17 protein-coding genes are annotated in these 19,410 nt (G+C 71.2%); 11 read left to right on the top strand and 6 right to left on the bottom strand.

The genetic code is table 11. The annotated features are described in order from the left end of the window. Positions 1-3: 3 nt before the first annotated feature. The 7 genes from ACODR5_RS03060 (at position 4) to argG (ending at position 6,737) form a co-directional block, all read left to right on the top strand. Positions 4-897 carry a DUF58 domain-containing protein gene (locus ACODR5_RS03060; protein WP_488982694.1) on the top strand — a complete coding sequence of 298 codons (894 nt, stop codon included), beginning with the start codon at positions 4-6 and terminating at the stop codon, positions 895-897. Next, complete coding sequence (locus ACODR5_RS03055; RefSeq protein WP_488982693.1) at positions 881-1,396, top strand: hypothetical protein; 516 nt, start codon at positions 881-883, stop codon at positions 1,394-1,396. Before ACODR5_RS03060 ends, ACODR5_RS03055 begins: the two co-directional genes overlap by 17 nt. Then, entirely contained in the window at positions 1,387-2,370 is a 984-nt protein-coding gene (locus ACODR5_RS03050; RefSeq protein WP_488982692.1) for a VWA domain-containing protein, read from the top strand. Before ACODR5_RS03055 ends, ACODR5_RS03050 begins: the two co-directional genes overlap by 10 nt. Continuing rightward, the gene (locus ACODR5_RS03045) at positions 2,367-3,371 is read left to right on the top strand and encodes a VWA domain-containing protein (RefSeq protein WP_488982691.1); all 1,005 of its coding nucleotides are present in this window, start codon (positions 2,367-2,369) and stop codon (positions 3,369-3,371) included. Before ACODR5_RS03050 ends, ACODR5_RS03045 begins: the two co-directional genes overlap by 4 nt. Further along, positions 3,368-4,078 carry a hypothetical protein gene (locus ACODR5_RS03040; protein ID WP_488982690.1) on the top strand — a complete coding sequence of 237 codons (711 nt, stop codon included), beginning with the start codon at positions 3,368-3,370 and terminating at the stop codon, positions 4,076-4,078. Before ACODR5_RS03045 ends, ACODR5_RS03040 begins: the two co-directional genes overlap by 4 nt. Then, positions 4,072-5,199, top strand: a complete 1,128-nt coding sequence (locus ACODR5_RS03035; protein WP_488982689.1) for a hypothetical protein — start codon at positions 4,072-4,074, stop codon at positions 5,197-5,199. The genes ACODR5_RS03040 and ACODR5_RS03035 overlap by 7 nt, the downstream gene beginning before the upstream one ends. 95 nt (positions 5,200-5,294) lie before the next feature. Then, positions 5,295-6,737: an argininosuccinate synthase gene (argG, locus tag ACODR5_RS03030; RefSeq protein ID WP_488982688.1), complete on the top strand. Its 1,443-nt coding sequence runs from the start codon at positions 5,295-5,297 to the stop codon at positions 6,735-6,737. A gap of 57 nt (positions 6,738-6,794) precedes the next feature. Here argG and ACODR5_RS03025 read toward each other — a convergent pair whose 3' ends face one another. The 5 genes from ACODR5_RS03025 to ACODR5_RS03005 all read right to left on the bottom strand — a co-directional run bounded on the left by ACODR5_RS03025 (position 6,795) and on the right by ACODR5_RS03005 (position 14,110). Further along, complete coding sequence (locus ACODR5_RS03025) at positions 6,795-7,997, bottom strand: Wadjet anti-phage system protein JetD domain-containing protein (RefSeq protein ID WP_488982687.1); 1,203 nt, start codon at positions 7,995-7,997, stop codon at positions 6,795-6,797. Then, complete coding sequence (locus ACODR5_RS03020; protein WP_488982686.1) at positions 7,997-11,338, bottom strand: ATP-binding protein; 3,342 nt, start codon at positions 11,336-11,338, stop codon at positions 7,997-7,999. Before ACODR5_RS03020 ends, ACODR5_RS03025 begins: the two co-directional genes overlap by 1 nt. After that, entirely contained in the window at positions 11,328-11,993 is a 666-nt protein-coding gene (locus tag ACODR5_RS03015; RefSeq protein ID WP_488982718.1) for a DUF4194 domain-containing protein, read from the bottom strand. The genes ACODR5_RS03020 and ACODR5_RS03015 overlap by 11 nt, the downstream gene beginning before the upstream one ends. A 2-nt stretch (positions 11,994-11,995) precedes the next feature. Continuing rightward, positions 11,996-13,447: a DUF3375 domain-containing protein gene (locus tag ACODR5_RS03010; protein WP_488982685.1), complete on the bottom strand. Its 1,452-nt coding sequence runs from the start codon at positions 13,445-13,447 to the stop codon at positions 11,996-11,998. A gap of 111 nt (positions 13,448-13,558) precedes the next feature. Further along, complete coding sequence (locus tag ACODR5_RS03005; RefSeq protein ID WP_488982684.1) at positions 13,559-14,110, bottom strand: LURP-one-related/scramblase family protein; 552 nt, start codon at positions 14,108-14,110, stop codon at positions 13,559-13,561. A 122-nt stretch (positions 14,111-14,232) separates the two neighbouring features. On the opposite strand from ACODR5_RS03005, the gene ACODR5_RS03000 reads away from it, so the two are divergent. The 3 genes from ACODR5_RS03000 (at position 14,233) to ACODR5_RS02990 (ending at position 17,546) form a co-directional block, all read left to right on the top strand. Beyond that, positions 14,233-14,652, top strand: a complete 420-nt coding sequence (locus ACODR5_RS03000; RefSeq protein WP_488982683.1) for a VOC family protein — start codon at positions 14,233-14,235, stop codon at positions 14,650-14,652. A gap of 243 nt (positions 14,653-14,895) precedes the next feature. Then, positions 14,896-16,407 (top strand): HNH endonuclease signature motif containing protein, encoded by a 1,512-nt coding sequence (locus tag ACODR5_RS02995; protein ID WP_488982682.1) that lies wholly within the window; start codon positions 14,896-14,898, stop codon positions 16,405-16,407. A 140-nt stretch (positions 16,408-16,547) separates the two neighbouring features. Next, positions 16,548-17,546, top strand: coding sequence for a PHP domain-containing protein (locus ACODR5_RS02990; protein WP_488982681.1), 999 nt, complete (start codon positions 16,548-16,550; stop codon positions 17,544-17,546). Between the two features lie 7 nt (positions 17,547-17,553). On the opposite strand, the gene ACODR5_RS02985 is transcribed toward ACODR5_RS02990, so the two are convergent. Next, entirely contained in the window at positions 17,554-18,315 is a 762-nt protein-coding gene (locus ACODR5_RS02985; RefSeq protein ID WP_449853015.1) for a GntR family transcriptional regulator, read from the bottom strand. A 209-nt stretch (positions 18,316-18,524) separates the two neighbouring features. Here ACODR5_RS02985 and ehuB point away from each other — a divergent pair, with 209 nt between their 5' ends. After that, positions 18,525-19,406, top strand: coding sequence for an ectoine/hydroxyectoine ABC transporter substrate-binding protein EhuB (gene ehuB / locus ACODR5_RS02980; protein ID WP_449853014.1), 882 nt, complete (start codon positions 18,525-18,527; stop codon positions 19,404-19,406). Positions 19,407-19,410: the final 4 nt, after the last annotated feature.

Genomic DNA, 19,410 nt, shown 5'->3' with positions numbered 1-19,410 from the left:
CCCATGGCCACCCTGCTCACCCGGGTGAAGGGCCGGCTCTTCATCCACTCGCGGCGCAAGTCGGTGCACGCGCTCGACGGCGCGTACGCCTCGCTGCTGCACGGGCGCAGTCTGGACTTCGAGGACCTGCGTCGCTACGAGCACGGCGACGACATCCGCGACATCGACTGGCGTGCCACGGCGCGGCTGTCGACGCTGCTCGTGAAGCGCTCGCGCGCCACGCGCATGCACACGATCCTGTTCGCCGTCGACACGGGACGGCGGATGGCGGCGGTGGCGCCGGACGAGACCTCGAAGAAGGAGCTGGCGATCATGACCGTCGGCGCGCTGGGGCTGCTGAGCGTGCGCCACGGCGACGACGTCAGCGTGCTCTACGGCGACGCCGCCGACGTGCGCCGCACGCCGCCGCGCCGCTCCGAGGGCGCGCTCGAGCACGCGCTGCGCACGATCGACGCGGCGTGCACCCCGGCCTCGGCCCCGAGCGACCGCGCGGCGCTGCTGCGCACGATCGCCCGCACCGTGCAGCGCCGCATGATCGTCGTCGTGGTCACGGACGAGGCGCCGCTCACCGACGACCACGAGGCGGCGCTGCGGCGCCTGCGCGTGCAGCACGACGTGCTGTGGATCACGGTGCGCGACGCCGATCCGGTGCTCGAGCGGGCCTCGCGCGACACCCGGCGCGACGTCGACAGCGGCTGGCGGGTGCCGGAGTTCCTGCACGGCGACGAGGAGGTGCGGCGCGAGCTCGCGGCCGAGCGCGAGGCCGAGGACGCCCGCCGCGCCGAGACGCTGAACGCGCTCGAGATCAGCCACGCCGATGTGTCGACGCACGACGACGTCGTGCCGCGGCTCATCGCGCTGCTGCACAGGAGGGCCGCCCATGTCGGCGCGCGCTGAGGCGGCGGCGCGGCTGGCCGCGCCCGCCGACGAGCTCTACCCGCCCGCGCAGTACGGCGGCGGCTGGCTGCTGCTGGCCGCCGCGATCCTCGTCGTCATCGTGCTGACCGTGTGGCTCATCCTGTTCCTCACGCGCGACCGGCCCGTGAAGGCGCCGCCGGCCGACGACGGCCGCCCCACCGCGCAGGCACTCGACGCCCTGCGCGGCGACTACCTGCGCCGGATCGACGAGGTCGAGCGCGCATACGCCGACGGCGCGCTCACCCCCCGCCGGGCCAACCACGAGCTGAGCGGTCTGACCCGCGCGTTCGTGAACGAGTACACCGGCATCGCCGCGCCGGTCATGTCGCTCGACGAGCTCGAGGCGCACGGCGTGCACCCCGCGCTCGTCGACGCGGTCAAGCGCCACTACTACCCGAGCCTGTTCGCCCGCGGTCCCGTCATCGATCCGCATGCCGGCGCCTCGGCGGCCCGCGAGGTGGTGAACGCATGGCACTGACGAGCATCTGGCCCCTCATCGCCATCGCCGTGGCGGCCGTGGTGGCCATCGGCGCGGGCCTGGCGTGGGGACTGCGGCGTGGGCGGACCGCGCGGGGCGGCGACGGCCGGCTCGTGGCGCGCGCCGAGCGGCTGCGCGAGCTTCCCGCCGTGCGGCGGGCCACGCGGCGCCGCGCCCTGGGCCTGGCCGCCATCGCGCTACTCGCGGGCACGGCGGCGGTCGCCGGCGGCGTGGTCGTGGCGCGTCCCATGGCGGCGCAGACGATCGTGCCCGAGAACACGAGCCGCGACATCATGCTGTGCCTCGACGTCTCCGGATCGATGACGGAGGTCGACAAGGAGGTGCTCGACGTCTTCCTCGAGCTCGTCGACGGCTTCGAGGGCGAGCGCATCGGCCTGACGATCTTCAACGCCTCGCCCGTGCAGGTCTTCCCGCTCACCGACGACTACGCGTTCGTGCGCGAGCACCTCGAGTCGATGCGCGAGAGCTTCGAGTACGGCGACGTCACGCCCGAGCACTGGCTGGGCACGCTCGACGGCCCGGGCGCCTCGCTCATCGGCGACGGCCTGGCCGCGTGCGCGATGCGGTTCGACCACTCCGACGAGGACCGCTCGCGCTCCATCATCCTCGCCACCGACAACGAGGTCGCCGGCGCGAGCGTGCTGACCCTCGAGGAGGCGGCGGCCTACTCCGCCTCGGTGGGCGTGCGGGTGTTCTCGCTCAACCCCATCCAGGACGAGGACGAGGTCTCGCAGCAGCTCATCTCGGCGGCGCGGTCGACGGGCGGCGAGGCGTACGGCCTGCGCGGCACCACGACCGTCGCCGAGATCGTCGACCAGGTGCAGCAGGAGGAGGCCACGGCGCTGCGGGGCGAGATCGAGGTGGTGTGGACCGATGAGCCCACGCTCTGGATCGTCGTGACGCTCATGCTCGTCCTCGTGCTGATCCTCGTCGCGTGGAGGGTGAAGCTGTGACCTTCCTGCCCGTCCTGCATCCCCTGCTGCTGCTGGCGCTGTGCCTTCCCGTGCTCGCGGCGGCCGTGTGGGCGCTCGCGAGCGCGCGCACCGGCGCCGACCGTGCGACGTGGATCCTGCGCGTCGCGCTCGTGCTCGCGTGCACGGCGCTCGCGTTCCGCCCCGGCATCCCGGACGGCGCGGCGCGCTCGGTCGCCACCGACGTCGACATCGTCATCGCGCTCGACAACACCGCGAGCATGCTCGCGGAGGACTGGAGCGGCGAGCGGCGGATGGACGGCGTCACCGAGGACGTGCGCGCCATCGTCGAGGAGTACCCGGGCGCGCGGTTCGCCCTGATCGCCTTCGACGACAGCGCGCAGCTGCGGCTGCCGCTCACGACCGACACGAGCGCGCTCATGGCCTCCCTCGAGGTGATGGCGCCGCCGCCGGTCGACCGGGCCTCCGGCAGCTCGATCGGCATCGCCGCCGACGTGCTCGAGCAGACCCTGCGCAACGCGCAGGAGTCGCAGGCCGAGCGCGCCCGCATGGTGTTCTACCTGGGCGACGGGGAGCAGACGGCGACCGGCGAACCGGAGTCGTTCGCGGCGAGCGCCGAGCTCGTCGACGGCGGGGCCGTGCTCGGCTACGGCACCGAGGAGGGCGGGCGGATCCCGCGCGTCGAGCCGGGCGTCGAGGGGCCGACGGGCGAGTACCTCGAGGACCCCGCCACCGGCGAGCCGGCGCTCTCGCGCATCGACGAGGCCGCGCTCGGCACGATCGCCGAGCAGCTGGGCGTGCCGTATCAGCACCGGCTGCCGGGTGAGGAGCCGCAGCTGCCCGAGGCGCCCGCCGAGACGACGACGGTGGCGGATCAGGAGACCCCCGGCGCGCGCACCGAGCTGTCGTGGATCCTGGGTCTCGTGGTCGCGGGGCTCCTCCTCACCGAGGTGCTCATCGCGTCCGCCCGGGTCGGCCGCACGCTGCGGCTGGCCGCCCCCGCGAAGGGAGGAACCCGATGACGCGCTCGCGCCTGCGCCTCTGGCTGCTCCTCGGCGTCGCGCCGTTCGCCCTCGTCGGCCTCGTCGTGGTGGTGAAGATCCTCAGCATGTACGCCTTCGCGCACCAGTCCGTCACCGCCCACGTGCAGGGCGACCCGGCACGCACCGTCGCGGCCGCCCAGGGCCAGGAGCCGCTCAACTGGTTCGAGCCGTACAAAGCGCCGTACAACCAGGGCGTCGGGCTCGCCGGCATGGAGCGGCTGCCCGAGGCACGGGCGCAGTTCGAGCGGGCGCTGCCGCTCGCGCACGGCCTGGAGGTGTGCGCGGTGCAGCTCAACCTGGCGCTCGTGATCGAGCGCCAGGGCGACGCGGCCGACGACCCGGCCGAGGCCCAGGAGTTCTACGCCGAGGCACTCGCGCTCAATGCATCGCTGCCCGAGGAGTGCCGCACCCCCGAGGCGAACGAGCAGTCGCCCGATCCGGAGCGCGACAACTCCCAGACGCAGGACGACCAGCAGGATCGTCTGCAGCGGAAGCAGCAGGAGCAGCAGGAGCCGGACGACGGATCCGAGGGCGACGAGCAGGATCAGCCGGGCGAGCAGGAGCAGCAGGAGCAGCAGGACAAGCTCGACGAGATCGAGCAGAAGCTCGAGGACGGCGCCGAGGAGCGCGAGCAGGGCGGCGACGGCGGCGAGGGGTCGGGCGGCGGAACGGACAAGCCATGGTGAACCGCGCGCGCTTCGTCTCGAACCACGACGGCGCCCCGCCCACGCCGCCGCCGGGCGGCTACGAGCGCCCGCGCCGGTTCCCCTCCTCGCCGTTCGCTCCCGAGCTGGCGCCGCTCGGCGCGCCGCTGCCGCCGCAGGCGACGCCGCGCGAGCGCGTGCGTCGGCACTGGATGGGCTGGGCGGCGCTCGGGGCGGCCGCGCTCTTCGCGCTCGCGCTGCTCGTGATGCTCGCGCAAGGCGCGACCGACGCGATCTACGGCACGACCATGCTCGCCCTCCAGCTGGTCGTCGTCGCCGTGGTGGTGGCGGCGCTCTTCGTTCCGAGCGCCCGCACGATCGCCGCGATCGCCCTCGCGACGACCGTCATCCTCAACGTCGGCACGATCGGCGCGGCCAGCGCGCTGCGCTCGTCGGCGGCCGGCGCCTACGACGGCACCACGGTCGAGGAGCAGGGCGAGCGCGCGTACCCCGGCATCCGGGACGTCGATCCGGATCTCGTGCGGGAGGCCGACTCGCTCGAGCAGGTGAGCGCGCGCTTCGCGGAGCTGTCGCGGCTCGTGCGCGAGGAGCTGTCGGCGCAGTTCGGGTTCACCTGGGTGCGCATCTCGGACGAGAGCACCCGCCCCGAGCGCAACGGCTACGGCGGCGAGTCGATGCTCGTGGAGTACAGCGCACCCGTCTGGGCCACCGAGCAGCCGATCCGCTCGCTGTCGCAGAAGCGCGCCGTCATGGCCGCCATCGACGAGGTGCTGCTCGACGCGGGCAACTACTGGACGCTGTATCCGCTGAACGAGTCGCAGGGGATCAGCGAGGAGACCCTCGAGAAGCTGTACGGATCCGCCGATCCGGAGACGCAGACCGTGTGGGAGTACTACACGGAGATCTCGGACGACGATCCGTACGGATCGGGCGGCGCCCCCGATCCGAACCTCATGTACGCCACACTCACCGACCTCACGCACGATGACACCGGCGTGTTCCGCCAGCGCGCCGAGGCCGACCAGGCCCGCAGCGGCGCGCCGCTGGAGGGGCTGCAGCTGTACTTCCTCGGCCGCCAGCTGCTCAGCGAGGGCGACGTGGAGGAGTTCGAGCAGCGCCTCGAGGAGAGCCCCGTGCCGTGACCGCGGTCGGCCGCGACCGCCCCGCGGCGGGGCCGGCCTGCGGCGGCGCCTCCCGAGACGGGGCGCACCGTCGCGCGCCGCCTAGGATTGAGGCCATGTCGAACGTCCTTCAGTCCCTGCCCGTCGGCGAGCGCGTCGGCATCGCCTTCTCGGGAGGTCTCGACACCTCCTGCGCCGTCGCCTGGATGAAGGACGCCGGCGCGGTCCCCTACACGTACACGGGCGACCTCGGCCAGTACGACGAGGACGACATCGCGTCGATCCCGGAGCGCGCGCTGCAGTACGGCGCGGAGAAGTCGCGGCTCATCGACTGCAAGCCGCTGCTCGTCGAGGAAGGCCTGTCGGCGCTCGCGTGCGGCGCGTTCCACATCCGCTCCGCCGGGCGCACGTACTTCAACACCACCCCGATCGGCCGGGCCGTGACCGGCACGCTCCTCGTGCGCGCCATGAAGGAGGACGGCGTCGACATCTGGGGCGACGGCTCCACCTACAAGGGCAACGACATCGAGCGGTTCTACCGCTACGGGCTGCTGGCCAACCCCCGCCTGCGCATCTACAAGCCGTGGCTCGACGCCGACTTCGTGACGCAGCTGGGCGGCCGCACCGAGATGAGCGAGTGGCTCGTCGCGCACGGCTACCCGTACCGCGACTCGGCGGAGAAGGCGTACTCGACCGACGCGAACATCTGGGGCGCCACGCACGAGGCCAAGACCCTCGAGGACCTCGACGTCTCGCTCGAGACCGTCGAGCCCATCATGGGCGTGCGGTTCTGGGACCCCTCGGTCGAGATCGCGACCGAGGACGTCACCGTGACCTTCGAGGCCGGCCGCCCCGTCGCCATCAACGGCCGCGAGTTCCCCGACGCCGTCGCGCTCGTGCAGGAGGCCAACGCGATCGGCGGCCGCCACGGCCTGGGCATGAGCGACCAGATCGAGAACCGGATCATCGAGGCCAAGTCGCGCGGCATCTACGAGGCGCCCGGCATGGCGCTGCTGTTCATCGCCTACGAGCGCCTCGTGAACGCGATCGTGAACGAGGACACCCTCGCCACGTACCACGAGCAGGGCCGCCGCCTCGGCCGCCTCATGTACGAGGGCCGCTGGCTCGAGCCGCAGTCGCTCATGCTGCGCGAGTCGATCCAGAAGTGGGTCGGATCCACCATCTCGGGCACCGTGACGATCCGCCTGCGCCGCGGCGAGGACTACACGATCCTCGACACGAGCGGCCCGGCCCTGTCGTACGCGGGCGAGAAGCTGTCGATGGAGCGCGTGGGCGACGCCGCCTTCGGGCCGACCGACCGCATCGGCCAGCTCACCATGCGCAACCTCGACATCGCCGACTCGCGCGCGCGGCTGGAGGGCTACGTGGCCCGCGGCATCATCGGCGGCGCCACGGGCGAGCTGATCGGCGCGCTCGAGCGCGGCGAGGCCGGCGCGATCGTGGAGTCGGCCGTGCCTCTCAGCCCGGCGGGCGAGCAGGCCGCCTCCGCGATGGACGAGGTCGGTGAGGCCGCGGCCTTCGACTCCGGCACCGACTGAGCTCGCGAACAAACTCAGCCCGTGGCGACGTCGAGGGTGGCACGGGCGCGGGGGCGGTCAGGAACGAATGGCCGCCGCGCGGAGCGCGTCGAGCGCGGCCGGCCATGGAATGCGCTCCTGTTCCAGGCGCACACCGCCTTCGTCCGCGATCCGATCGAGGGTTCGCTGCTCTGCCGGGGTCAGGGTCGGCAGCGCACGACGGGCGACACCCCCGGGGTCCGGCACCCACAGGTCCCGGTAGGCGAGCAGAGTCTCCTCATCCATCAGGACGCTGCGGGCCTCGACTCCGTGGGCGCGCAGGCGGTGCAGGATCGCGAAGCCGTCGGCATCGAGGTCTCCCCAGTACACGACTCGCCCGCGCCGCGCCCACGGGATCGCATGGACCGGGACGGCGTAGCCTGCCCCATGGATCGCGACCGCTCCGGGCCAGTCCGGCAGGGCGAGCACCGACTCGAGGTTCTCGAAGACGAGCACCGTGTCCGGCGCGATCGTCATGTTCGCGAGTTCCTGGATCGGCGCGGTCACATCCGTCAGCCCGCCCGGGCGCGATGACGGGTCGAGGAAGCGCACACGAACCGTCTCGGGGGCGCCCACGAGCCCAAGGGAAACGCTGCCCGTGACCGCCGCATGAAGCCCCTCGACGAGAGCCCGCCGGGCCCCGAGCCACTTGGTGTGCATACCCGGGATCGGCACCTGTCGCAGCCGGTATCCCGAGGACGGGTTCTCACGCAACCAGCAGAGCACGTGCAGCAGGAGGGCGAAGTCGGGATCATCGAGGCGATCGATGGCGGTGCCGTGGCGTCGGATCGCATCGACCAACGCGGACTCGGGTTCCGCGCCGTCCCGCGCGCGGCCGAGCTCGCCGCCGCGCCCGCCAGGGGTTCCGAGACGCTCCCGAAGCGCCTGCGCGCGGTCCCGCAGCCGCGCCCAGTCGCCTGCCACATCGCGGCCGGCGAAGCGCGCGATCGCGTCAGCCCCGGTCAGGATCACCCTCTCCGGGATCTCCTGCCGCCCCATGCTCGGCCAGCTCCGCGAGCTCCATCGCACGACGACCCCGTCGCCGCCGACGGCACGCCAGGCTGCCGCCCACTCTGCCGCGGCACGGGGGTCGGCCAACGCGGCCCGCTCATTCGGCGGACGCAGCGGGATCTCGCAGGCAGCGCCGGCGCCATCGCCTGCGGCCGCCCAGCCCCGCCGATCCCGTTCGACGAGCTTGGCCGCCCGGGCGCGCGCCTCGTCGACGGTGACGGGCGCCGGCATCAGTCCGCTCCTCCGATCACGCCGGTGGCCGCCTCCTCGAAGGGGACGTTCGCCAGAAGCGACTGCCGGCGCGTGGGATTCGAGACGCTGGTGACGGCGCCGATGTACCGCTCGATCGTCTGCAGCAGCTTCTGCGGCGTGGCGAGGATCATGTGGAACCCGAACTCGCGGAAGACATCCATAGCCATGCGCGTGTACTGGCTGTCCGCCTTGTCGAACGCCTCATCGAGCACGATCGTGCCGTAGGTGGGCACGTCCTGGTCGTCGTCCGTGAGCTGGTACCGCAAGGCGGCCGCGAGGCAGAAGATCACGAGCTTTTGCCTCTGCCCGCCGGACAGCCCGGCACTCGAGTCGTGGACGTTCAGCACACGCCCCGCCCGGTCGACCTCCTGAGCCTGAAAGGTCACGTGCTCGCGGGTGTCGAGGCAGCGCTGCCGCCACAGGGCATCGATACGGTCACCGTTGTCGGCTGATTCGAGTCGGTCCATCACGCTCTTCAGCACGGTGAACCGCTCCTCTGCCCTGGCGTCGTCCTGGTCGAAGGAGCCGTCGACGATGCTCTTGAGCTGCCCGATGAACTCGATCGCCTCCGGGGGCCTCTTCACCTTCACCCGGATCCTCAAGAAACGGTCGACATCGAACAAGGAGCGGCCGAGCGAGGCGTTGACCGGATCGATCCGCTCCTCGATCTCCTTCGGCGCATCGCGGATCTCCTTGAGCAGATGACCGATGAGGTCGCGTGACTTCTCGCGGAGCAGCCGCCGGAAGTTCTCTTCGTGATCGGGCAGGCCGCGAGAGCGGATCGCCTCCCGCAACGCCAGGAAGCCCCCGCGGTCGTCGATATGGGGCGCGAGGTCGGCCGCGGCAGCCTCCCACCTCGTGCGGAACTCCGCGGCGAGGCGGACGAACTCCGCCTCCGCGCGGGACCGGCTCCTCGCGCTTTCGTCAACGACCGCGTGGAGGTGCTTGACAACCGCCGCCCCGACCTGCGCGATGTTCGTGCCGTCGATGCGGCGCTGGACGGCGCGATAGCGCGCCTCGAGGTCGGTCGCGTCCGTGTCGTCGAGGGTGCGCCCGGCGAGCCGATCGGTCAGGCGCTCGATGAGCTCGTCTGTCTGCTGCAGCGCATTCTCGGCGATCGCCGCCGCTCTGCTCGCGGTCTCCGCCTCGTCGTCGCGCTCCTTCTTGAGAGCCTCGGCGGACGCGACCTCCCGCGAGGCCTCCTCCAGTTCTCTGCTGCGCTCCGTCAGAAGGGTGAGCTCGCCTTCGCGGGCCTCGAGCGCCGCGTGGGCCGCGGCGACGTCGAACTCGGACCAGTCCTGGGTCAGGAGGCGACGCAGCACCCCGCGCCGAGCGGCATCGGCCTCGGCGGCCGCGCGTCTCTCCTCAAGCACAGCGAGCGCGAGGCCCTCCTCACGCTCCATCTCGCGGCGGCGCTCCAAGAGATGGTCGATCTTCGCCTGGTTGTCGGATCCGAGGATCCAGTGCCGACGATCCCCGATTTCATGCCGGTCGTTCTTCTCGTAGCGCCGGGCAGCGAGCTTGACCTGCCCGGCGATCGTGACGCCGCGCTCGACTGCATCGAGGTCGTCGGGACTGTCGACGCACGAGATGTCGTAGGCATCCGAGAGTCGGCGCTGCAGCCAGGACGCGAAGGGGCCGTCGGTGACGCGGATGCGGTACAGCAGCGATTGCGGCGCGGCCGCCGGGCGGGGCGCCTCCGCCTCGGCCGGGACGGCTTCGATGACGAGCCGCGTGCCGAGGTGCCAACCGTCGATGTACCGGCGCACGCGCGGCAGATCGACGTCGCGCACGAGAAGCGCGGATGCGATCGGACGCAGCACGCGCTCGAGAGCACCCGTCCACTCCGCATACTCGGGCAGGACGTCGATGAGCTCCCCGCCGAACGGCAGCGCCTTCTCGCTCACGCCCAGTTCGGCGCACAGCCGCTCCCGTACGCCGAGCAGGCGCGGTTCGATGTTGCTTCGGCGGTTCTTCAGCGCCGTCAGCTCCTCGTCGATTCGCGTCATCTCGCGCTTGGCCGCGGCGTGACGTGCGTACGCTGCGTGGTCGTCGCCGCCCTCTCGCCTCTGGCCGAGCGCCTCACGCGCCGACTCCTGCAGCTCGGCGAAATCGGCGGCGCTGCCGGGAACGCTCTCGATCCCGGCGCCCGACAGCTCGGCGGCGAAGTTCTCGACGTTCTTCCGGATGCGGTCCGCCCAGCGCCGGGCGTCCTCGATCCGGCTCCGCAGCAACGCGGCGTCCGCCCCGCCCAGGTTCGCCTCGCGCAAGCGTGCGGCCTGCAGCGCGTCCTCCGCCTCCCGCTGGGCGGCACGCGCTCGGTCCCTCGCCTCGGTTTCGCGGGCGAGCGTCACGATCTGATCGGCCCGATCCCCCTCGGAAATCTGCAGGTGGAACCGATCCTGGAAAACCTCCTGCGCGGCGAGCAGTCGCTGGGCCTCGCCGACCTCGCGTGCCGCGCGGTCATAGTCCGCGACGACCTCGGCGAGGTGATCGAGATGCTCGACCTGCCGGCGCAGCTCAACGACGTGCTCGTGCGCGGTGTTCAGCTCCCGGAACTGCTCGGTCGCGTTGCGCGCCTGGTCGAACGTCTCAGGGCGATCGAGCATGAATGTGCGGAACAGGTGGTCGAGATCGCCCAGGTTCTTCGCGGACTGCGTCTTGTGCAGCAGGTGCAGGGCGTTGTCCCCGCCGATCCCGAAAACGCGTCGCACGCGCGCGTAGAAGCCTCCGTGGCTGCTCGTCGAGACGAGGCCCTCCGGGAATGCTGCCTTGAGCCGCCTCGCCTCGATGCCCTTCGCCACGAACCCCGCGAGGTCCGTGAGCGAGATATCCGTGCGCAGCATCACGAGCGCGTCCTTGAGATCGGCGCGGCTCGTGCTCGTGCCGGGCAGGTGGAACAGCCGCACCAGCGTCACCGGCGCGTCACGCAGGTTCTCGTAGTGCAGAAGCACGCCGCTCCACGTGGCCCGCGAGCGGAGGTAGCTGGCGACCGCGCGATCCTCATGCTCGTCCGCCTCTTTGCTCCACGCACCGCGCACGTAGCTGACGAGCCCACGATCGTTGCCCCGAGAGGAGGCGTCCTGCGCGGCGGCGTTGAATCGGAGCCATTTCTCGGGCGTGAGCACCGCGGCGATCGCATCGAGAAGCGACGACTTGCCGGATCCGGAGGCTCCCGTGATCAGGTGGCCCTTTCGGGAGACCTCGATCCGGTGCGCACCGTCGAACGTGCCCCAGTTCACGACCTCGATGCGGGCGAGTCGCCACTGCCCGATCCGAAGCTCGTCCGACGCCTGGGCGGCGGGAAAATCAAGCAGCATCGTCATCCTCCGCCCCGGTGTCGATCCCCGACGTCACCGGGGCGGACCCCCCTCGCGCGACCCGCTCGTACTCGGCGCGGATCGCCGCAACCTGCTCGGCATCGACGAGCATGCGCAGCACTGGCGAGATCTCCACGCGGTCCTCCGAGACCGTGTGCACGACGCGCAACCGGTTCTTCATCTTTCCCCATGAGGAGTTCAGCCTCTTGCCGAAGTCGGTCTCGTCGCGATCGACCGTGCGCAGAGGCCCAAGCTGCTCGAAGACCTCCTCCCGCCCGACGATCACGCGGGATTCTCCCTCACCCGAGAGCAGCATCTGCCGGAGGACGAGCAGCATCGCCGTGTCGAGGAATGTCAGCTGCTCACTGCGCACGGCGACGGGTGCCTCGACCTCGCCGGTCTGCGCGTTGCGGACGAAGGCGAAGCCGGCATCGCGGTCGATCACGAGATCGAGGAAGAGATCGTGCAGCCGCGAGCGGACGGTCCTCTCGTCTGCGAGTAGCGCCGCCCATGGACCGGGCTCGCGCGCGGCCGAAAGGTACGGACCCTTCACCAGCCTGAGGAACGCCCGCCGCGCATCGAGCGCGAGCGTGCCGGTGTCCCCCGGCCAGCGCCCTTCGTCGGCCGCGGTCTCGATCTCCTCGGTCGTCTGCATGCTCACAGCACCCTCCCGGTGAAACGGTAACGAGGAATCCGCGCAGCCCGGGGCACGCCGTCGGCTCCCTCCCACTGCACGTGCTCCGTGTCGCCCGTCGATGCGCCCTGCGCAGCTGCGAGCGAGAGAAGGCCGACGACGCTCGCGACGCCCTGGGTCGCCGGAAAGCTCTCCAGCACCTCACCGATCGACGCGTCGCCACGCTCGTCGAGCAGCGCATTGACGTTGCGTGTCAGCTCCTCGAAATCGATCTCGGTCTCGCGCGCGAGGGCCCGCAGGTCCTCGATGCTCACAGGGTCCGTCGCATGCAGAACGACATCCTCCGGTGCGTCGTACGCGGCCGGATCGAGAAGACGGAGCGCTCCGGCGCTACGCACCGGTACCGCCGACAGCTCGAGGCGCCGCGAGGTCGCAGCGTAGGGCTTGGTGCGCGCACTCGCCCGCTGGGCGGCGGCCAGAGCGTCACGCAGCTCGCGCCGGAGCACACGGTCACGCTGATACTCGTGGGATTGCACGTACCGACGCAGGCCCCGCGCGAAGGAGGTCACGACGTCGTGAATCTCCGCGCTGCGCTCCTTGAGCGTGCGGAGCAGTCTGCGCAGGAATCGCCGCTCGGCGAGCGTCAGGGCGCCCGCGAACTCGCGCTCCAGAACGCTCCGGATGTCGTCCTCCAATGCCTGCCCTCGTTCGGGGTCGAGGACGAGCGCGGAGAAGCCCGAGAAGCTTCGCCCGGCGTCCGACTGGTCGATCAGGTCGACACCGCGGAAGATCTCGTCCAGCACCGCCTTCTGTGCCTCATCCGACTCGAGCACACGCGTACGCAGGTCGCGATTGAGGCTCTCGAACTCGGCCCGCACACGCGCGAAATCACTCGGGATGTCCTCCGCAAGCGTCAGAACCTCGCGCACCCGCTCCATGGCTCGCTCCGGATCGAGCGTCGGCGCCTCACCCCGATTGATCGCCTCGATCTCGGCATCGATCCGCTCTCTCTGCTCCTCGAGCCGGGCGATCCGGGTGCGTGCATCCGGGTCGGAGTCGACGGCGAGCCGGTGCAGCTGGTCGGCGATGCTTGTCAGACGGGATTCCGTCGCCGTCTGCCGCGGTTGTGCCAGCTGGTTCAGAAGGCGGATCGCGGCGAGGGCCGCGGGAGACAACTCGAACGTCTCGCCGCGACTCGACTCGGCCGGGCGACGCACGAGGTATCCGGCCTGCCGCCAATCGGTGCAGTATGCGCGCGCAGTGAGAGGAAGGTCGAAGCCGTGCGCACGCAGGTCGTCGAGGTCGACATCGATTCGCTCATACAGCTCCTCGCTCTCGATGCGGCGCTCCTCTCCGCCCAGATGCGCGTCCAGGATCGCCGCGATCACCGGCGCGTTGTCGGCGCGCAGCAGACGCCACGCCTCGTTCTCGTCGAGGAGTCTGGTGAGCGCATGAGCCTGCGCCAGAGCTCCCATCGCCTCACCCTCCGTTCCGGCCTGCTCCCGGGTCAATCTTGGGGCATGGCGCGGACATTCTTCAGTCCGGGCATGCGCGTACCGAGCTCGAAGCCGCCGGCACCCACTGAGCTAGCTGTTGCGGCTCTGCTTCTCGCGGATGAGGTCGAGCGCGATCACCGATCCGATGACGGCGGCGCGCTGCGCGTCGCTCAGGCCGTCGGCCAGCTGCACCACGTAGGTCGACTTGCCGAGCAGGGCGTTGCTCATGCCCGACCACTGCCGCGACACGGTCGCCATGACGCCGTGCGCGCCCACCACCCGGAACTCGAAGCCCCACAGGTTGCCCTCGAGCTCGATCGGCTCGCCCATCAGGTCGACCGAGACGCGCGTCTTGAAGAACGTGATCCGCTTGACGAGGCTCGCGAGCGGATTCCCCTGACCGTCGAGGATCTCCATGCGGTCGCGCCCGAGCGTCATGGTGTCCTTCACCTGGATGATCGGGGTGCCGGGGCCGTCGAACACGGTGAGCTCGCGGGCGCCCACGAGCATCCGGCCCATCGCGCTGCCGCCGGTCTCGACGTGGGCGACCTGCTGTCCCTGACCGTCCAGGATCGCGAAGTCGTTCTTCGAGAAGTTCCTCGTCTGCTGGAAGACGAGCACGTTGTTGCGCAGGAGCGACATGCGACCGATCCTTCCACCCCCGCGCGTTCACCGCACGGTCTATCGGATGTCGGCGGCGGATGCCATGATCCAGACGTGACCGGGCATTCCGGCCCGGCGCTCAGCGACGAGGGGATCGGATCATGGCGTTCAAGGTTTCGCCGTACATGGGCTTCAACGGGCGGGCGGCCGACGCGCTCGCGTTCTACCAGGCGGTGTTCGGCGGCTCGCTCGACATCACCCGCTACCGCGACATGCCGATGGAGGACATGCCGGGCGACCCGGACTGGGTGATGCACGGCCAGCTCGAGCTGGAGAACGGCATCACGCTCATGGCGGCCGACGGCCCGGAGGCCCGCACGAGCGGCAACGTCGAGGTCTGCCTCTACGGCGACGACGAGGCCGAGCTCGAGCGCTGCTTCGAGGCGCTGAGCGACGGCGGCACGGTCGAGCTCCCCTTCGAGCCGGCGCCGTGGGGCAGCTACTTCGGCCAGGTGAAGGACCAGTTCGGCATCGTCTGGATGCTCGAGGGCGGCAGCACGGGCGACCAGCCCGCGCAGTGACACGCGCCCGCTTCGGTTGCGGAACCGATCGGTTGCTGAATGGAGCGCCGCGGAGCGGCCGGAGATGAAGCGACCACAGCAACCCGGGCGGTCCAGTCGCTCCCGCCCCATCGGTTGCTGAACGGAGCGCCGCAGGCGCGGAGATGAAGCGACCACAGCAACCCTCGCCCACCCGGCTGAATCCCTCCTCTTCCCCTGTGGATAACTTCTGCGAGTGTCGTAGGTTTGTTCTAGTCTCGAGTCATGGAAGCCACTCCGCCGCTCGAGTCCCGGGACCGCGACACGCGCTCCCTGGTGACGGACGCGCGGGCGCTGCTGGCGGGCCTGCGGGACCGTGTGGAGCACGCCTCCGACGCGGATCTGGTGGCCCTGGCCGGGGAGGTGGAGGATCTGGGTCGTGTGGTGGATGCGCTCCGGGTACGGGTGGCCGGTGAGGTCGATGCCCGCTCGGACCGGTCCGGCGACGACCGTCTCTCCGCCAAGTTCGGATGCCGTTCCGCGGTCGAGCTGCTGGAGCGGGCCACGGGTGCGTCGCCGCTGACGGTGAACCACCGGATCCGGCTGGACTCCCACACCCGCCCACGCCTGTCACTGCTCGGTGAGACGCTGCCGGCGGCGTTCCCCGTGGTGGCGGATGCCCTCCGCGACGGGGTGCTGGGGGTGGAGGCGGCCCGGGTGATCACGGACAACCTCCACCGGGTGCAGCGGCACGGCACCGCCAGCGCCGAGCATGTGGCGGTGGCGGAGCAGCAGCTGGTCGCCAACGCCACCGGCCGCCCCACCGAGGATCTCCCGGAGGGTGAGACCCCGGTGCCCGTGACGTTCGCACAGTTGCGCATCCAGGCCGACACCTGGGCGGCATGGTTGGACCCGGACGGTGTCGAACCCGACGCGGAACGCGCCTGCCGGAACAGGTCCCTCACCCTCGGCACCCCCAGGAACGGGCTCGTCCCGATCCGGGGTGAGCTGATGCCCGAGACCGCCGCCGGGCTGCAGCGGATGTTCGACGCGCACCTCAACCCCGCCGTCCGCTTCACCCCCACCGGGTCGCTCGGAGACGGCTTGGGTGCCGATCCGGAAACCCGCGGCCCCGACGACCCCTGGGCTGGGGACGAGATCGTCCACGACCCGCGCACGGCCACACAGAAGCGTCACGACGTGCTCACCGCCGTCATCCACACCGCGGCGAAAGACCCCGACGCGCCGAAGCTCGGAGGCGCAGCCCCCACGCTGCTGGTCACGATCACCGCTGACGCGCTCGTCCAGGGCGGCACCGCCCACCTCGAAGGCACAGACACCCCGGTCCCGGCGTCGGTCGCGCACCGGATTGCGTGCACGGGGGCGGTGCAGAAGGTGTTCCTCAACCCCGACGGGCGAATCATCCGCCTCGGCACCCCGGAACGGGTGTTCAACGCCCACCAACGCCGGGCGATCACCGCCCGCGACGGCGGCTGCGTCATCCCCGGCTGCACTATCCCGGCGGCGTGGTGCGAGATCCACCACGTCACCGAGCACTCCCACGGCGGCGCCACCCACACCGACAACGGCGTCCTGCTCTGCTGGTGGCATCATCACAACCTCGACCGGTCCGGCTGGCGCATCCGCATGCGCAACGGCGTCCCCGAAGTCAGCGCCCCCGCCTGGATCGACCGCCACCGCACCTACCGGCCCACACGCCCACGACACCGGACCGCCCGGACGCCGGCCCGTGCACGGAGACAGCGCGGGCCCACACGCAAACCCGACCCCGCCTGACCTGCCGCTCACTTCGTTCGGCAGCCCAAGGGTGCACTCCATCGGTTGCTGAACGGAGCGGCCGGAGGCCGCGGAGATGGAGCGACCACAGCAACACAACCGCTTCACCCACGCACAGCCCCACCGGCAGACTGGCACGCATGGATCCTCTCGACGCGCTCACCGAGATCGCCTTCCTGTTGGAGCGCGAGCGGTCGTCGCGCTACAAGTCGAAGGCCTTCCGCACCGCGGCCGACGTCATCGCGGGGCTCACCGCCGAGGAGCTGAACGATGCCGCGGCCCTGCGCCGGCGGCCCGGCATCGGGGAGACGACGTTCCGCGTGATCCAGGAGGCGCTCGCGGGCGAGGTGCCGTCCTACCTCGCGGAGCTGCGCACCCGCACGGGCGTGGCCGGGCGCAGCGCGCTGCGGGAGGCCCTGCGGGGCGACCTGCACTGCCACTCCGACTGGTCAGACGGCCTCACACCGATCGACGCGATGGTCGCCGCCGGACGCCGCCTCGGCCACGAGTACCTGGCGCTCACCGATCACTCCCCGCGCCTGCGCGTCGCCAACGGCCTCTCGGCCGAGCGCCTGGAGCGGCAGCTCGAGGTCGTGGCCACGCAGTCGGGCGACGGCTTCACCCTGCTCAGCGGGATCGAGGTCGACATCCTCGCCGACGGCGGGCTGGACCAGGACGACGCGCTGCTGGACAGGCTCGATGTCGTGGTCGCCAGCGTCCACTCCGAGCTGCGGATGGATGCGGCGAGCATGACGAGGCGCATGCTCGCCGCCGTCCGGAACCCGCGCACCGACGTCCTGGGCCACTGCACGGGGCGGCTCGTCGAGGGGTCGCGGGGCACACGCCCGCCCTCGGAGTTCGATGCGCGAGCGGTGTTCGAGGCCTGCGCGGAGCACGGCGTGGCCGTGGAGATCAACTCGCGGCCCGAGCGGCAGGATCCGCCCGACGAGCTCCTCGCGCTCGCCCACGAGCTCGGCTGCCTCCTCTCGATCGACAGCGACGCCCACGCCCCCGGGCAGCTGTCGCTGCTGGACTACGGGGCCGAGCGGGCCGAGCGCGCGGGTGTGCCGGCCGACCGCATCATCACGACGTGGCCGCTCGAGCGGCTGCGCACCTGGCTCGACCGCGACCGCGGGTGAGCCACCGCTACTCCCCCGTGCCGAGCTCCTCCGAGCCGATGGGCGTGAGCGCGTCGGGCAGGTCGCCGTCGGCGGGCTCGAAGGTCTCCACCTCGACCTCTCCCCGCAGCCGAGCCACGGCCTCGCGGAACTGCTCGTCCAGCGCCGCGACGGCGCGCTCGGCATCGCCGTCGCGGAGGGCGCCGATCAGCGAGCGATACGTCTCGGACACCTCCCGGCGCACCGAGTACCCGTCGGGCGCGCTGAACGCGGCGATGCGCGTCTCGAGCGCCAGCGTCGACATCGCGCGGCTCAGGCGCGGACTGCCCGACGCGTCGACCAGCGTCTGGTGGAACTCGAGATCCGCGTTGCCGGCGTCGATCGCGTCGTCGCCGGCGCTGCGTCGCACGAGATCCTCGTACGCGCGCTCGATCGCATCGACGGACGACATCCGCTCGTCGCGCACGATCCTCCGGATGGCCTGCCCCTCCACCGCCAGCCGCGCCTCGTAGACATCGGCCACCTCCTCGGGACCGATCGTCGTCACCCGCAGGCCGCGTCCGGGCACCGAGGTGAGCACGCCCTCCTCGACGAGCCGCTGCGCCGCCTCGCGCAGCGGTCCCCTGCTCACGCCGAGCTGCTCGGCGATCTCCACCTCGCCGATCTGCGCGCCGACGGGCAGCGCACCCGAGCGGATGGCCTTGCGCAGCTCCACCGCGATGAGATGCGCCGTCGAGGTGCGCGCCACGCGGAAGACGGAGCTCTGGCCCCCTCGCGCCCTGCCGGTCATCCCCGTCCTTCCGTTCCGCTGCCTGCGCCGATCCTAATCGCCCCCTTCGGCTCCCTCCGGACCATGCCGTCCCATGGTAACGATACGGTATATCTGTCAACAATCAGCGCCGTCGAATGTACATGTGTACGCAAACTCCGTAAGGTGATCGACGGCCCACCCGAGGGTCGCCGGTGCGACGCGCCGCAGCAGACAGAAGAGGAGCATCGATGACGAAGCGGACCCTGACCACGATCGGAATGTCGACCGCGGCGGTGGCGGCCCTGGCACTCGCCGGCTGCTCCTCGACCGCGACGGACCCCGATGCCAGCACGCTCGAGCGCGCGCAGGAGGAGGGCACCATCACCCTCGCGGTCGCGTCCGAGCGCCCCTACTCGTGGGTGGACGAGAGCGGCGAGCCCACCGGCGCCACCATCGCGATGCACAAGGAGATCTTCGGCAACCTCGGCATCGACGACATCGAGGTCGAGGAGGTCGCGTGGGACAACCTCATCCCGGGCCTCAACGCCGGTCGCTGGGACGTCATCAGCGCGGGGATGTCGATCCTTCCCGACCGCTGCGCCGAGGCGGCGTTCAGCGAGCCCGAGATCATGTACACCACCGCGCTGGCCGTGCCCGCGGGCAACCCCGAGGGGCTCACCGACCTCGACTCGGTCGCCGCGGCCGACGGCGTCACGCTCGCGGTGCAGTCGGGTGCGATCGAGGACGGCTACGCCGACGAGCTCGGCATCACCGACAAGATCGAGGTCGACACCGCCAGCTCCGGCCTCGAGGCCGTGCAGACCGGGCGCGCCGACGCCTTCGCGCTCACCGCCGTGTCGCTCAACTGGATGACCGAGGACATGGACGACCTCGAGACCACCGAGCCGTTCGTGCAGGAGATCGACGGCGTGGAGCAGATCGGCGCGGGATCGACCGTGTTCCGCAAGCAGGACACCGCGCTGCTCGAGGCCTACAACGCCGAGCTCGAGAAGATCAAGGGTGACGAGCAGACGTACCTCGACCTGGTGGAGCCGTTCGGCTTCACGGCCGAGAACCTGCCGCCGGCCGACCTGACCGCCGAGCAGCTCTGCGCCGGCGAGGTCGAGTGAGCGG

The sequence above is a fragment of the Microbacterium sp. FG3 genome, assembly GCF_057809335.1.
Note: the sequence above shows the minus strand (reverse complement) of the source record. Positions and strands in the feature narration are given on the sequence as shown.